The sequence below is a fragment of the Arthrobacter sp. 10L424 genome, assembly GCF_056395325.1.
In genome coordinates, this window is record NZ_JBFTJH010000003.1 from 301,858 (window position 1) to 315,867 (window position 14,010).

A 14,010-nucleotide genomic window follows, 5' to 3' on the forward strand; every position below is an offset into this window, starting at 1 on the left:
GTCAGATCGGCGGCCTTGCCCGGCCCTGCATGGCGGCCCAGACGCGGGCCGGGGTGCAGGGCATGTCCATGTGGACCACGCCGTAGGGGGCCAGCGCGTCGACGACGGCGTTCACGATCGCCGGCGGCGACCCGACAGTGGCGGATTCGCCGATGCCCTTGGCGCCGATGGGGTGGTGCGGGGACGGGGTGACGGTGAAGCCGGTTTCCCAGTCCGGCACCTCCATCGCGGTGGGGATCAAGTAGTCCATGAACGACCCGCCGAGGTTATTGCCGTCGGCGTCGAATTCGATAATCTCCATCAGGGCCATTCCGACGCCGTCGGTCAGGCCGCCGTGGACCTGGCCCTCGATGATCATCGGGTTGATCCGGGTGCCGCAGTCGTCCACGGCGATGAAGCGGCGCACCTTGACGTGCCCGGTGCCCGGATCGACGTCGACGACGCAGATGTAGGCGCCGAACGGGAAGGTGAGGTTCGGCGGGTCGTAGGTGACCTCGGCGTCGAGGTTGCCGTCGACCCCTTCGGGCAGCGTCATGGTGCCGTGGGCGGCCAGGGCGATCTCGGAGATGGTCTTCCCGGCGCTGGGATCGCCCTTGACGTACCAGCGGCCCTTCTCCCACTCGAGGTCATCCGGCCGGGTCTCCAGCATGGCCGCCGCGATCAGCTTCGCCTTCTCCCGCACCTTGCGGGCAACGAGGGCGACGGCGCCGCCGCTCACCGGCGTCGAACGGCTGCCGTACGTGCCGAGGCCGAACGGCGTCTGGTCGGTGTCGCCGTGGACGACGTCGATGTCCTCCGGCGGGATCCCTAGTTCCTCGGCGACGATCTGCGCGAAGGTGGTCTCGTGGCCCTGGCCCTGGCTTTGCACGGAGATCCGGACGACGGCCTTGCCGGTGGGATGGACGCGCAGTTCGGCGCCGTCGGCCATGCCGAGGCCCACGATGTCGAAGTGCTTGCGCGGGCCGGCGCCCACGGTCTCGGTGAAGAAGGAGACGCCGATCCCCATCAGCTCGCCGCGCTCGCGTTTCTCCTGCTGCTCGCGGCGGAGTTCGTCGTAGCCGGCCAGCTCCATGGACAGCCGCATGGCCGGTTCGTAGTTCCCGGAGTCGTACACCCAGCCGGTCTTGTTGGCGTAGGGGAACTGCTCGGGCTTGATGAAGTTCTTCAGCCGCAGTTCCGCCGGGTCCATGTCCAGCTTGCGGGCCAGGATGTCCACCATCCGTTCGACGAGGTAGACGGCCTCGGTCACGCGGAAGGAGCAGGCATACGCGACGCCGCCCGGTGCCTTGTTCGTGTAGACGCCCGTGACACTGCAGTAGGCGGCCTTCAGGTCATAGCTGCCGGTGAAGATGGAGAAGAAGCCGGCGGGGTTCTTGGTCGGCTGCGCGGTGGCGTTGAAGGCGCCGTGGTCTGCCAGGACACTGGTGCGCACCGCGAGGATCTTGCCCTCCTTGGTGGCGGCGATCTCGCCCTGCATGATGTAGTCGCGGGCGAAGGAGGTGGACATCAGGTTCTCCGAACGGTCCTCCACCCATTTGACCGGCCGGCCGGTGACGATAGAGCCGACGACGGCGAGGATGTAGCCGGGGTAGATGCCGACCTTGTTCCCGAAGCCGCCGCCGATGTCCGGGGACACGACGCGGATCTTGTGCTCCGGGATCCCCGCGACGATCGCGAACAGGGTGCGGTGGGCGTGCGGGGCCTGGGTGGTTTCGTAGAGGGTCAGCTTGCCGTCGACGGCGTCGAAGTCGGCAATCGCGCCGCACGTCTCCATCGGGGCGGGGTGCACGCGCGGATAGACGATCTCGTGGGCCACCACGACGTCGGCGTCCGCGAAGGCGGCCTCGGTTTCGGCTTTGTCGCCGATTTCCCAGTCGAAGATGCGGTTGTCCGTCCGGCCCTCGATCTCGTCGCGGATCACGGGGGCATCGGCGTCGAGGGCTTTCCGGGCGTCGATGACCGGGGGCAGGACGTCGTATTCGACGTCGATCAGTTCCAGCGCGTCCCGGGCGGCGTACCGGTCCTCGGCCACGACGAACGCGACCTCCTGGCCCTGGAAGCGCACCTTGTCGGTCACGAGGACTGCCTGGACGTCCGCGGAGAGGGTGGGGGCCCAGGCGAGCTTGAGTCCCAGCAGGTCCTTTCCGGTGATGACGGCGAGGACCTTGGGGTGGGCGAGGGCGTTGGTGGTGTCGATGGAGACGAGCTTTGCGTGCGCCACCGGCGCGCGCAAGATGGCGCCGTGCAGCATGCCGGGCAGGACGATGTCGTCCAGGTAGTTGCCCTTGCCGCGGACAAACCGTGGGTCTTCCTTCCGCTGGATCCGGCCGTAGCCGATCGGGCGGTCCTCGTCGCCGGCCGCCGGATTGCCGTGCCGTTCGTGGATGACGGTCATGCCTTCACCTCTGCGTCTTGTGTCTCTGCCGGGATGTCCTCAATCACGGTGTCCGTGCCGTCGATGACCTCGTCCACCGTGGCGTCGCTGTCGCCGCCTGCCGGGTGGGCGGCGGCCCACTGCACGGACCGGACGATCGTGGCGTAGCCGGTGCACCGGCAGATCTGGCCCGAAATGGCCTGCCGGATCTCGGTGGTGTCCGGGTGCGGGTTCTTGTCGAGCAGTGCCCGGGCGGTCAGCATCATCCCGGGGGTGCAAAAGCCGCACTGCAGCCCGTGTTCCTCCATGAAGCCCTGCTGGACCGGGTCAAGGGTGCCGCCGGTGGCGAGCCCCTCGACCGTGCGGATGTCGTGTCCGGCGGCCATCGCGGCGAGGACGGTGCATGACTTCACCGGCTGGCCGTCCATCAGGACCACGCAGGTCCCGCAGTTGCTGGTGTCGCACCCCCAGTGGGTGCCGGTCAGGCCCAGGACTTCGCGGATGTAGTGGACAAGGAGCACGCGGGGCTCAATGTCGGACGTGACTTCGTTGCCGTTGACGGTCATGCTGATCTGCATCCGCTTCAGCCTTCCTGTGTCTGGGCGGCGCGGGCACAGGCCTGTCGCAGGACCCGCCGGGTGAGTTCGTCGGCGAGATGCCGTTTGTAGTCAATCGGGCCGCGCTGGTCGGCTACCGGGTCGCAGGCTGCCGCTGCCAGCCGTGCCGCCTCCGCGAACAGTTCCTCCCCGGGCTGCTGGCCGCGGAACAGTTCCGCGGTGCCGGCCACCGTGTGGTCGAGCCCGAGCGCTGTGAGTCCGACGGCGGCGTCGGCGATGGTACCGTCCTCCGCGAGTGTCACGGACGCGCCGGCGGCGCCGACGGCCCAGTCACCCACCCGGCGTTCGACCTTCTCGTAGGCGCTGCCGGAACGGGGGCGGATCGGGAAGCGGAGCTCACACAGCAGTTCGTCCTGGCCCACCGCCGTCTCGTAGGGTCCGCGGTGGAAGTCGGCCATGGTCAGGATGCGCTCGCCGGCGGGCCCCCGGACCACTGCTTCCGCGCCGAGCACGACGCAGACCGTGGAGAGGTCCTCGGCGGGGTCGGCCTGGCAGAGTGAGCCGCCGATGGTTCCCCGGTTCCGCACGATCGGATCGGCGATAACTGCCTCGGCGTCCCGGACGATGGGGAAGAGCGCCGCGATTTCGTCAGACTCGAGGAGCGTGGTGTGGCGGGTCAGGGCGCCGATGCGCAGTTTGTCGCCGTCGCGCAGGACGAAATCGAGTTCGTACAGGTCATTGATGTCGATCAGCCACTCGGGCCGGGAGAGCCGGAGCTTCATCATCGGCAGGAGGCTGTGGCCTCCGGCGACGACCCTCGATTCGGGGCCGTGGCGGGAGAGGAGTTCGAGTGCGTTGGCCACGGACGTGGCCCGCACGTAGTCGAATGGAGCCGGAATCTGCATAGTCCCTACCTCACTCCGGGGCGCTGGCAGCGTCGCGCAGCACCAGTGTGAGGCAAGTCTTGCCCCGCCTGATACGGAGTGTCAATATCGTCATAAGCGAAAGGTTATGACGCCGTGTCGATGACATTGAGCCAGCTCCGCACGTTCGCCCTGGTCGCCCGCCTGGGCTCCCTGCACGCTGCCGCGGAGAGCCTCGGCGTCAGCGAACCGGCAGTTTCCGCGGCCCTGGCGGCGCTCCGGCAGGACCTCGGTGATCCGCTGTTTGTGCGTGCCGCGGGCGGCATCGCACTGACCCCCGGCGGCCGGGCGCTGGCTGACTATGCCCAGGACATCGTCGGGCTGGCGGACCAGGCACGCTGGGAAGTTTCCAACGCCAAGAACGACGCCGGCCGGCTGAAGATCGTTGCGACCGCCCCCTTTGCCGAACATGCGGCAGGCAGGCTCCTGGACCTGTTCACCAAGCGGGTTCCTGGCGCGTCGGTGGATGTGGTGGTGGAGTCCGCTGAGGACCTTGGCTCGCTCCTGCACGAACGCGCATACGACATCGCCTTGGGAGCCAGGCCGACGGCGCCCGCGGGGCCGGTGGTCACGGAGCTAGGCCTGGACTGCGTTCCGTTCCTGCGGTACCAGCGCGCTCTGGTCGCCGCGGCGGGACATCCGTTGGCCCCGCTGCACGGACCGGTTCCGGTGGCCCGGCTGCTGGACCGGCCCTGGTTTGCCGGGCCCGCGGGGATCCAGGACAGCTCGGAGGAAGGCCGCTGGCTGGCGGCGATGGGGGTGGCGCCGGAGATCATCCGGCTGAGCAGCGAGACGGAAGCCCTGGCCGCGGTGAGGGCGGGGGAGGGCATCATGCTGGCGCTCGGCCACATCGTCCGGGCCGAACTCCAGAGCGGGGTCCTCATCCGGTTTCCCGTCGTCGGGACACCGGTCACCGGGCTGTGGTGGGCCAGCACCCTGGACCACCGCCGGACCACCACCATGGCGCAGACGCTGCAGCGCTTTGCCGGCACCGCAGACGCGACCGCCGCGATGGTTGCCCCCGGCGGCTCGCGGGGCCTGGAACGCCGCGGGTCCAAGTTCCACGTCGCGCTGTGGAGCTGAGGCGGCCCCGGGATTCTCCGGCGGGAGTGCCTGTGTCGCGTTGCGGTTCGCGGAGGTCGGTGCTAACCCTTGTGGGGGTAGACGATCACCTGACGTGCCCTACGAAGAGGAGTAACCATGACTTTGCCCCGGGATGAAGACAGCGCGCTGCGGCACTGGAGTGCCCGCCTGATCCAGGCACTGCAGATCCTTGACCTCGAAGTGGACCACGAAACGATCGTCCGGGTCGCGGACGAGTCGCGGAATGCCGTCGGCCCGCACGCGGATGCCATCAGCGCCTTCATTGTCGGCTACGCCGCGGGAACCGCATCGACCGACGGACGGAAGAGCACCCAAGACGCCGTCCACGCTGCATCGAACAAGGTCATAGAGCTGTGCGAGCACGGCGAATCCGGCGGCCCCGACGAAAAGGGCTGGGCCAAGCGGGCCCAGTAGCCCGCGGGGGCCGGTCCGCACGCCGCACTGCTGCTCCACCCCCGCTGGACATGCCCTCCGTTGGTGGCGAAGGCTGGACATGTGGGCATTATGTCCAGTGGCCGCGGCCAGGACTGGGCATGTCCCGTGGAGCGGTCTGAGACCCTCGTGGGACATGCCCTCCCTGTGCGCGCTGGGATGGACATATAGGCGTTGTGTCCAGTGGCCGCGACCCGGACTGGGCATGTCCCGTGGAGGCGGCCTACTGCTTCTGGGCCGCGCCGGATGCCATCGCAGTCGAGCCGTCCGGGACCTGGTCCTCGCTGGGTTCGAGCCTCACAATCACTGCCTTAGACACCGGCGTGTTGCTGCCCTCGGCCGTGTGGTTCAGGGGCACCAGGACGTTGGCTTCCGGGTAGTAGGCGGCCGCGCAGCCCCGGGCGGTGGGGTAGGAAACCACGCGGAACTTGCGGACCATCCGCTCCACGCCGTCCTTGTATTCGCCCCGGATGTCCACGAACATCCCGTCGGCCAGCCCCAGTTCGGCGATGTCGTCCGGGTTGACGAACACCACGTGGCGGCCCTTCTTGATGCCGCGGTAGCGGTCGTTGTGGCCGTAGATGGTGGTGTTGAACTGGTCGTGGGAGCGCATGCTTTGCAGGATCAGCGTGCCTTCCGGCCGATCCACATGCTCCAGGTCGTTGACGGTCAGCACGGCCTTGCCCGTCGGGGTGGGGAAGGTACGCGAATCCCGCGGCCCGTTCGCCAGGATGAAGCCGCCCTCGTGCCGGATACGCTCGTTGTAGTTCTCGCAGCCGCCGACGACCCGCGAGATGTGGTCCCGGATCAGGTCGTAGTTCTTCTCGTAACCGTCCCAATCGGCCTTGACCTTGTCCCCGACCAGCGCCTTGCCGAGCCGGCTGACAATGGCCGGCTCGGACAGCAGATGGTGCGAGACGGGTTCAACACTGCCCCAGGAGGGGTGCACGGCGCAGACGGTGTCTTCCACCGAGACGAACTGCTGCCCCGACTCCTGGATATCGATCTCGCTCCGTCCCATCGTGGGCAGGATCAGGGCTTCCGCCCCGGTCACCGTGTGGGACCGGTTGAGTTTCGTGGAGATCTGCACCGACAGTTCGGTGTTCTGCATGGCCGCTTCGGTGGCGTTCGTGTCCGAGATGGCGCCGACGAAGTTGCCGCCGAGCGCCACGAAGGCCCGGATGCCGCCGTCGGCCATTTTGTTGATGGTTTCCACGGCGTCCACGCCGTGTTCGCGGGGAGGCTCGAAATCGAACTCCTCGCCGAGGGAGTCCATAAAGGACTGCGGCATCTGCTCCCAGATGCCCATGGTCCTGTCGCCCTGGACGTTGCTGTGGCCCCGGATGGGGGACGCGCCGGCGCCGGGCTTGCCGATGTTGCCGCGCAGCAGGAGCAGGTTGATGATCTCCTTGATGGTGGCCACGCCCTTTTTCTGCTGCGTGATGCCCATGGCCCAGGTGATGATAACCTTCTCGGCCTTCAGGTAGCGGGCGGCGAGTTCATCGATCTCCTCGCTTCGCAGGCCGGTAGCTTCCAGGACCGCCGCGTCGTCCAGCAGGCTGAGGTGCTCCCGGAGCTCCTCGAGCCCCTCGCAGTGCTCGGCGAGGAACGCGTGGTCCAGGACGGTGCCCGGGTTGCGGGCCTCGGCGTCGAACACCCGCTTGGAGAGCGCCTGCAGCAGCGCCATGTCCCCGCCGATGCGGATGTGCAGGAACTGGTCCGCGATTTCCGTGCCGCGGCCGACGATGCCACTGACCTTCTGCGGGTTCTTGTACCGGCGCAGGCCGGCCTCGGGGAGGGGATTGACGGCGACGATCTCGCCGCCATTTTCCTTGCACGCCTCGAGTTCGGTCAGCATGCGCGGGTGGTTGGTGCCCGGGTTCTGGCCCATCACAATGATCAGGTCGGCCTTGGCGTAGTCATCGAAGCTGACCGTGGCCTTGCCGATGCCGATGGTCTGTCCCATCGCCCAGCCCGAGGATTCGTGGCACATGTTGGAGCAGTCCGGCAGGTTGTTGGTGCCGTAGCCGCGGACCATCAGCTGGTAGAGGAAGGCAGCCTCATTGGACGTGCGGCCGCTGGTGTAGAAGGCGGCCTCGTCAGGTGAGTCCAGGCTCTTGAGCTTGTCCGCGATGATCCGGATCGCCTCGGGCCAGGTGACCGGCTTGTAGTGGTCCTCTCCGGCGGGCTTGTGCACCGGTTCCGTGAGCCGGCCCTGCATGCCCAGCCAGTACTCGGAGCGGCTCCGCAGCTCGGTCACGGAGTGTTCCGCCCAGAATTCCGGGGCGATGACCACCGGCGTCGCCTCCCACGTGACGGCCTTGGCGCCGTTTTCACAAAACTCGAAGGTCTTTCGGTGGCCCGGGTCCGGCCACGCGCAGCTGGGGCAGTCGAATCCCTTCTTCTGGTTCATCGCCAGAACGGTCTTGCGCGTCCGGTTCAGGCCCATGTGCTCGATCGCGGGCGTCATGGAGTGCAGCACCCCCGGGATGCCGGCGGCCCAGTCCTTTGGACCGCCTCCGACCTCCAGGTCCTTCTCGTCGTATTCCTCGACCTTGGGATTCTTGCGGGTCACGTGAACTTCCCTTCTGCAACCACCGCCTGTTCAGGCCGGCGCTTCTCTTCTACAAGGCACCCTACCTTTTGGCCCATTACAGGCCTATCAGCTGGCATGGAGTGCCGCAAGGGATCTGCCGTCGACGCCGGCACTGCCGTTCCGTAGCATGTGCGGTACCCAGGGCGGCCGGGGAAGCCGAAAACTGCCGCCCGGAACCGAAAGGACCGTTCATGCCGGAGCAGCGGGACACGTTGGAGGGGTTTACCGAGTCAACCTTCAGCCACGGCGGCATCAGCCACCAGGTCTTCCGGGCTGGAGCGGGCCCGGCAGTGGTCCTGATCCATGAGGTCCCGGGGATCCATCCCGGAGTGGTGGACCTCGCCCGCCGCCTCATCGGCCGGGGGTACACCGTGTACCTTCCGTCGCTGTTCGGCCGGCCGGGAGGTGCCGCGGGCGCAGGAATCGCGACGTCCATCGCCAAAGTCTGCATTTCCCGCGAATTCGCCGTGCTGGCGAACCGGACCAGCCCGGCGACGGGATGGCTCCGTGCCCTCGCCGCCCAGGCGCATCAGGAATGCGGCGGACCCGGCGTCGGGGCGATCGGCATGTGCATGACCGGGAGCTTTGCCCTCGCCATGGCCCTGGAACCCGCTGTCCTGGCGCCGGTCATGAGCCAGCCCGGGCTGCCGGCGGGCCTGACCGCCCGGCGCCGCGCCGCCGTCGGGCTCGACGACGGCGAACTGGCACGGGTGAAGGCGCGGACCAGCCAGGGACTGGGACTGCTCGGCCTGCGGTTCAGCGACGACCGGGCATGCCCGGCGGCGCGCTTCGAGACGATGCGGCGGGAGTTCGGCGAGAGTTTCGAAAGCATCGAAATCGACTCGTCGCCGGGCAACCGGTTCGGCATCGCCCGGTCAGCGCACTGCGTGCTGACGGTGGACCTGGTGGACACCCCCGGGCACCCGACGAGGGAAGCCCTGGACCGGACCATCGAGTTCATCGGCGAGCGGCTGCTGCCCGGGACGGCGCCACGGGCTGCAACAGACGGGCAGTGACGCAGGAAGCGGTTCAGCGCCCTGCCACCAGCGTGTCCCGGATCTCGCGGCGGAGGACCTTGCCGATCAGCGACCGGGGCAGGGAATCGAGCACCACCACCCGGCGCGGCACCTTGTAGGCGGTCAGATGTTTCCGGGCGAAGGCCAGGAGCGCGTCCGGGTCGATGGTGGTGCCCGGGATCGGCACGACGGCGGCGACGACGTCCTCGCCGCCGCCCGGGCGCGGCAACCCGATCACGGAGACCTCCGAAACGCCCGGGAAGGTAGCGATGACGTCCTCCACCTCACTGGGCGAGACGTTGAAGCCTCCCGTGATGATCAATTCCTTGATCCGGTCCCGGATCGTGATGAAGTAGTCGTCATCCACCGAGACGATGTCACCGGTCCGGAACCAGCCGCCGTCGAGCAGGGCATCTTCTGTTTCCTCCGGCCGGTTCCAGTAGCCGGCGAACACCTGCGGGCCCCGGATCAGGAGTTCCCCTTCCTCGCCCGGGGCGCGGTCCAGGGCGGTGTTCCTCGGATCCACCACCCGGATGTCGGTCAGCGGGAACGGAACTCCGACGGTGCCCGGCTTGCGGCTGGGGCCGAACGGGTTGCCGATCGCGATCGGGGAGGTTTCGGTCAGCCCGTAGCCCTCGATCAGGAAGCCGCCGGTGGCCTTCTCCCAGGTCTCCACTGTCGCCGCCGGCAGGTTCATGGCCCCGGAGATCGAGAAGCGGATGCTCTCCAGCCCGATCCCGCGTTCCGCCGCGGCGGCGGCGATCCGGTCGTAGATCGGCGGAACGGCCGGCAGGAAGGTCGCGGGCGACTTCTTGAGTGCCTTCAGCACGAGGTCGACGTCGAATTTGGGGAACAGGACCAGCTTCGCGCCGATGCTCAACGCGAACGTCATGCAGAGGGTTAGGCCGTAGGCGTGGAACATCGGCAGCACCGCGTACACGGTTTCCCGGCCGTCCTTGAGCCCGGGCACCCAGGCCCGGCCCTGCGCGGCGTTGGCCTGCAGATTGGCGTGGGTAAGCATGGCGGCCTTGGGTGGGCCGGTGGTGCCTGACGTGTACTGCAGGACGGCGAGGTCCCCGGCCGACGGGCGCGGATGCTTCTTCTTGAGTTCCCCGGCGTCGAGGAGCCCGCGCCACAGCAGCACGGGCCGCATGGCGGGAGCCGGCCGGGCACGCCGCTCTTCTTTGCCGGCGGAGAGGGCAGCGCGGGCCTTACGGGCCGCGGGGACCGGCAGCCGCAGGGCCAGCCGCTGCAGCAGCGGCATCGCGGGGATCAGTTCCACTGAGACGACAGTGCCGAGCCCGACGTCGGCCGGCAGCTGCCGGACCCGCTCCACCGCCTTGTCCCAGACGATCGCGACGCCGGCCCCGTGGTCTTCGAACTGGTGGCGGAGTTCCCGTTCCGTGTAGAGGGGATTGTGCTCGACGACGACGGCGCCGAGGCGCAGCACGGCATGGAAGGCAATGATGTGCTGCGGGCAGTTCGGCATGACGAGGGCGACCCTGTCGCCGGCCTTGACTCCCAGTTTCTTCAGGCCGGCGGCCGCGCGGCTGATCAGGGTACCGAGCTCGCGGTAGCTGGTGCGGGCGCCGAAGAACTCCAGGGCGGGCTTCGACCCGTAGCGGCGGACGGACGCGTCCATGAGGTCCACGAGCGAACCCTCGGGGAGCACGAGGTGCGCCGGCACGCCTGGCCCGTAGGAGCCGGTCCACGGCCGGTCACTCCAGGGCACCGGGGCCTGGCCGGTGTTGTCCGCCGCCGCGCCCTTGGCAGCGGTGCCGTTGGAAGCCGTGCCCTTGGAAGCCGTGCCCTTGGCGGCTGTCCGCGGGGATTTCTTCTTCATGATCAGTCCTTGCCGCTGGAATTCGCCGGGTGTGCGCGAGCCAAAGAGCCTGCCGGAAAATCTTACCGGTGCCGGGGCATGGCCCGCGCGGCGGCCACGGCGGGGCCTGGTGCCGGTGCCCGCGGCCATGCGCGCGTGGGAGTGCTTCCTGCCCCACGACGAGGATTTGCACCAGTACGGCTGGAGCACCCGGCTGGTGCCACAGTCCTGTGAAGCTGGCGTTATCGCCCTCCTGACCGAGGTCAGGAACCGGGTGTCCGGTCCCGGTGACCATGACGAGGCGGCCTTTGGTGCGGTGCAGAACGCCGAGCATAAATACCGGATCATGGTCCGCGGCGACAGCCGGTCCTGAAACATCTGGGACCACCACACGGACATGGCCCAAGACGGACTCGTCAACGTGAGGCAGCCGCTGCGCGAACGGCATGCCGCGGATGGGGTGATGCTGGTGGGCCTCGCCTCCCACCGGGGCGAGGTGATCGAAGCGGATGCCTGCGGCCGCGCTGCGCCCCGGTGGGCCATTAAGGACCCCCGCGGGAACCGGAGTTCGAGACTGGGCCCACCGGACTCTAACCGGCCGTCCGCGGCAATCGGCCCGGCCGCCGCAGCATAACGACGGCGGCCGGGACGTACCAGAAAAGCGGCACCAGCCGCAGCGCGGTAGTCGCGACGCCGGTCGGGGACAGCGGGCCGTCCGCCGGGACCAGCGACAGCGTGGACAGGAAGGCGGCCGCGGCCGCCACCGCGGCAATCCAGCCCAGCCAGCGGGGAAAGGCCAGCAGCCGCAAGGACAGCAGCGCGATGGCAAGGAACATCACGCCAGCGGGCAGGTTGGCGAGGTTCAGTGTCACGAGGCACAGATCTGCCACTGCGGCGGCGACGTTCGGAGGGATCCGCGTCTGGGAGGGCAGCGTCAGGGTGATCTGGGCGGCCTGGCCCAGGATGTTCAGCCCCACCGCCAATACCCCCGCGGCGAAGGCGATGCCAGACAACGTGCCCGGCGCCGGCTCGGCGCGGACCAGCCTGGCCCGGACGTAGCCGAGGAACCAGAGCAGCGCTGCGGAACTGAAGACGAAGAGCAGGCTCTGGGCAAGGATCGGGGCGCGGTTCGCCACCAGATAGTCCGCGTAGCCGGGGTCCGCGGCGTCCGGCCATGGCCCGGTCAGCGCCCCTTCCAGCAGGCCCCCGGCCACGCCGAGGGCGGCGGCGAGGAGGCCGCTGAGTGCTCCGGCCAGGAGGAACAGTCCTCCTGCGTGGGCTGGCCTCCGCTCAGTCAACGGGCCCTGCTCCATGGGTCGACGGTACGCGCGGCACCCAGGGGGAGTGAGGGGCTTATGGCCCTAACCCGGGGTCAGTGTCCGGCACACACTGAAGCGACGGCGGCCTGCGGTCCTGCCGTCCCCATCATGCGATGCAGAATTGTCCGCGCCAGGAAAAGAGCAGGATTCAGAATGAACAAGCCAATCGTCGTCGGTATCAACGGATCAGCCGGAAGCGAAGCCGCGCTGACCTGGGCCCTGGAGCGGGCAGCCCGGGACAAGCTTCCGGTCACCATCATCCACGCAGTGGACGACCGCTGGATTTCTCCGGATTTCCAGTACCACGAGATCATCAGGCAAGCGGGCATGGACCTGCTCCAGAAGGCTCAAGCCAGTGCCGGCGATCAGGCACCAGGCGTGAAGGTGGACATCCAACTTCGTCACGGCAGCGGCGGCTCCGTCCTCCGGGAGGTGTCCAAAGAAGCGTCCATGGTGGTCGTCGGCGAACATGACAAGCACTGGATGGACGGCGGTCCGCTGACGGATCGTGCCCTGCAGATCGTCTCCGCCTCGGTAACCCCCGCGGCCGTAGTCCCGTTGACGCGCGGAGCCGGGGCCGCCGGCGTCGTGGTGGGTGTGGACGGCTCCGAGGAGTCGCTGCAGGCGGTCGAGTTCGCCGCCGCGGAAGCGGACAAGGGAGGCGACCAGTTAGCCGTGGTCCTCGCCTTCCGCAGGCCGGCGCGCTGGGTTGAAAACCAGTTGCCGAAGAGCGGCCTGGCCGAATCGATCCTCGAGGAGGACCGGATTGTCCTGGCGGAATCCGTCGCCGGGCTGGGCGACAAGTACCCGGACCTCGTGGTCCACCAACAGCTGGAGACCGACACCGAACCCGCCAAGGCACTGATCGGCGCCGCCAAAGAGGCCCGGCTCCTGGTGATCGGCAGCCGGGGACGCGGTGGCTTCTCGCGGATGGTGCTCGGCTCCACGGCCCACGCCGTCCTGCTCAACGTGCCGTGCCCGACCCTGGTCACGCGGGTGCACAAGGTAAAGCACGAGGACTGACGGCCGGCGGTCACCGGGCGAGCCTCCTCACTCGAGGGGGTTCTCCCGCTGACCGGCTCTTGAGCCTGTCCGGGGCGGGTGGGAGGATGATGCAGTGGAGCCCTTCTTCGATTTCGTCGGCCACTTCTGGTGGCTCATCTTCCCGTTGAGCGGGCTGTTCGGCGGCTGGGCGCGCTCCTGGTCCAGGGCCAGCGAACGCCGGCATCGCCGCAGGGTGGAGCTCTACAAGCTCCGCAACCAGGCCGCGAAGGTGGAGCAGGCCAGCCAGGCCCAAGTCAGGCAGCTCATGGACAGCCACGACGCCGTCAACCGGCGGTGGCTCGACTACGAGCTTGACGTGGGAAAACTCATCGACTTTCCGGTCATGACCGATGTCCGTGAACCCCTGACCGTGGGTTTCCTCCGGGCGAAGCGGCTGGCCGACGGCCTGCGGCCGGAAGCCCCCGGGGACATCACGACGGCGGCGCGGCTGGCGGAGTACCGCGAGGCCGTCACCAGCTACGAACTGGCGTTCGACGTCGCCGAGCGGGAAGCCAGGCGGATCAAGGACAGCAACTTCACCGGACCGGAACGGGAGCGCCTCGCCACGGCCCGGAAGCTGCTGCGGATCGCTTCGGATGCCGCCGCCACCCCGGCGGAACGGCAAACGGCGTACAAGCGCGCGCGGCGCGAACTGGACGGACTGATTGTGCTGCCGGACGCCACCCTGGCCGCGCTGGAGGAGAAGATCGCCAGCATGATCGACGCTGGGAAGACGCCCGATCTGCACCACGGCTGACGAAGGGCTGCTCACGGCCTTCTCCGGCGCTTGTTTTGCCCTGATGCCAATGCCCCGTACGCTTTA

The 14,010-nt window shown here is 68.4% G+C and carries 12 protein-coding genes; 6 read left to right on the forward strand and 6 right to left on the reverse strand.

Annotated elements, in window-relative coordinates:
• Position 1: 1 nt before the first annotated feature.
• The 3 genes from AC1DC5_RS07010 to AC1DC5_RS07020 are packed head-to-tail and all read right to left on the reverse strand — an operon-like array spanning position 2 to position 3,836.
• Entirely contained in the window at positions 2-2,395 is a 2,394-nt protein-coding gene (locus AC1DC5_RS07010; RefSeq protein WP_476864674.1) for an aerobic carbon-monoxide dehydrogenase large subunit, read from the reverse strand.
• On the reverse strand, positions 2,392-2,952 hold the full coding sequence (locus tag AC1DC5_RS07015; RefSeq protein ID WP_441404003.1) for a (2Fe-2S)-binding protein: 561 nt from the start codon (positions 2,950-2,952) through the stop codon (positions 2,392-2,394). The genes AC1DC5_RS07010 and AC1DC5_RS07015 overlap by 4 nt, the downstream gene beginning before the upstream one ends.
• A gap of 5 nt (positions 2,953-2,957) precedes the next feature.
• Positions 2,958-3,836 carry an FAD binding domain-containing protein gene (locus AC1DC5_RS07020; RefSeq protein WP_476864675.1) on the reverse strand — a complete coding sequence of 293 codons (879 nt, stop codon included), beginning with the start codon at positions 3,834-3,836 and terminating at the stop codon, positions 2,958-2,960.
• 120 nt (positions 3,837-3,956) lie between these two features.
• Here AC1DC5_RS07020 and AC1DC5_RS07025 point away from each other — a divergent pair, with 120 nt between their 5' ends.
• Together AC1DC5_RS07025 and AC1DC5_RS07030 are read left to right on the forward strand one after the other, a co-directional pair.
• Entirely contained in the window at positions 3,957-4,937 is a 981-nt protein-coding gene (locus AC1DC5_RS07025; RefSeq protein ID WP_441404314.1) for a LysR family transcriptional regulator, read from the forward strand.
• 117 nt (positions 4,938-5,054) lie between these two features.
• The gene (locus AC1DC5_RS07030; protein WP_441404005.1) at positions 5,055-5,372 is read left to right on the forward strand and encodes a DUF6457 domain-containing protein; all 318 of its coding nucleotides are present in this window, start codon (positions 5,055-5,057) and stop codon (positions 5,370-5,372) included.
• A 241-nt stretch (positions 5,373-5,613) separates the two neighbouring features.
• On the opposite strand, the gene AC1DC5_RS07035 is transcribed toward AC1DC5_RS07030, so the two are convergent.
• On the reverse strand, positions 5,614-7,965 hold the full coding sequence (locus AC1DC5_RS07035; protein ID WP_476864676.1) for an FdhF/YdeP family oxidoreductase: 2,352 nt from the start codon (positions 7,963-7,965) through the stop codon (positions 5,614-5,616).
• Positions 7,966-8,177: 212 nt separating this feature from the next.
• Between AC1DC5_RS07035 and AC1DC5_RS07040 the strand changes: the two genes are divergently transcribed.
• Positions 8,178-9,002, forward strand: coding sequence for a dienelactone hydrolase family protein (locus AC1DC5_RS07040; protein WP_441404007.1), 825 nt, complete (start codon positions 8,178-8,180; stop codon positions 9,000-9,002).
• A 13-nt stretch (positions 9,003-9,015) separates the two neighbouring features.
• Here AC1DC5_RS07040 and AC1DC5_RS07045 read toward each other — a convergent pair whose 3' ends face one another.
• Positions 9,016-10,845, reverse strand: coding sequence for a long-chain-fatty-acid--CoA ligase (locus AC1DC5_RS07045; RefSeq protein ID WP_476864677.1), 1,830 nt, complete (start codon positions 10,843-10,845; stop codon positions 9,016-9,018).
• Positions 10,846-10,972: 127 nt separating this feature from the next.
• Here AC1DC5_RS07045 and AC1DC5_RS07050 point away from each other — a divergent pair, with 127 nt between their 5' ends.
• The gene (locus AC1DC5_RS07050; protein WP_476864678.1) at positions 10,973-11,197 is read left to right on the forward strand and encodes a hypothetical protein; all 225 of its coding nucleotides are present in this window, start codon (positions 10,973-10,975) and stop codon (positions 11,195-11,197) included.
• A 217-nt stretch (positions 11,198-11,414) separates the two neighbouring features.
• On the opposite strand, the gene AC1DC5_RS07055 is transcribed toward AC1DC5_RS07050, so the two are convergent.
• A complete protein-coding gene (locus AC1DC5_RS07055; protein WP_441404010.1) occupies positions 11,415-12,137 on the reverse strand; it encodes a hypothetical protein in 723 nt (240 codons plus the stop codon).
• Between the two features lie 159 nt (positions 12,138-12,296).
• Between AC1DC5_RS07055 and AC1DC5_RS07060 the strand changes: the two genes are divergently transcribed.
• Together AC1DC5_RS07060 and AC1DC5_RS07065 are read left to right on the forward strand one after the other, a co-directional pair.
• Positions 12,297-13,166, forward strand: coding sequence for a universal stress protein (locus AC1DC5_RS07060; RefSeq protein WP_441404011.1), 870 nt, complete (start codon positions 12,297-12,299; stop codon positions 13,164-13,166).
• Positions 13,167-13,260: 94 nt separating this feature from the next.
• Positions 13,261-13,944, forward strand: a complete 684-nt coding sequence (locus tag AC1DC5_RS07065) for a hypothetical protein (protein ID WP_441404012.1) — start codon at positions 13,261-13,263, stop codon at positions 13,942-13,944.
• Positions 13,945-14,010: the final 66 nt, after the last annotated feature.

What these genes read in the sequence shown, in the direction of transcription:
- AC1DC5_RS07050 (WP_476864678.1), top strand. Translation starts at nt 10,973, where the DNA reads ATGCGCGCGTGGGAGTGCTTCCTGCCCCACGACGAGGATTTGCACCAG.
- AC1DC5_RS07015 (WP_441404003.1), bottom strand. Translation starts at nt 2,952, where the DNA reads ATGCAGATCAGCATGACCGTCAACGGCAACGAAGTCACGTCCGACATT.
- AC1DC5_RS07045 (WP_476864677.1), bottom strand. Translation starts at nt 10,845, where the DNA reads ATGAAGAAGAAATCCCCGCGGACAGCCGCCAAGGGCACGGCTTCCAAG.
- AC1DC5_RS07020 (WP_476864675.1), bottom strand. Translation starts at nt 3,836, where the DNA reads ATGCAGATTCCGGCTCCATTCGACTACGTGCGGGCCACGTCCGTGGCC.
- AC1DC5_RS07010 (WP_476864674.1), bottom strand. Translation starts at nt 2,395, where the DNA reads ATGACCGTCATCCACGAACGGCACGGCAATCCGGCGGCCGGCGACGAG.
- AC1DC5_RS07060 (WP_441404011.1), top strand. Translation starts at nt 12,297, where the DNA reads ATGAACAAGCCAATCGTCGTCGGTATCAACGGATCAGCCGGAAGCGAA.
- AC1DC5_RS07040 (WP_441404007.1), top strand. Translation starts at nt 8,178, where the DNA reads ATGCCGGAGCAGCGGGACACGTTGGAGGGGTTTACCGAGTCAACCTTC.
- AC1DC5_RS07030 (WP_441404005.1), top strand. Translation starts at nt 5,055, where the DNA reads ATGACTTTGCCCCGGGATGAAGACAGCGCGCTGCGGCACTGGAGTGCC.
- AC1DC5_RS07025 (WP_441404314.1), top strand. Translation starts at nt 3,957, where the DNA reads ATGACATTGAGCCAGCTCCGCACGTTCGCCCTGGTCGCCCGCCTGGGC.
- AC1DC5_RS07055 (WP_441404010.1), bottom strand. Translation starts at nt 12,137, where the DNA reads ATGGAGCAGGGCCCGTTGACTGAGCGGAGGCCAGCCCACGCAGGAGGA.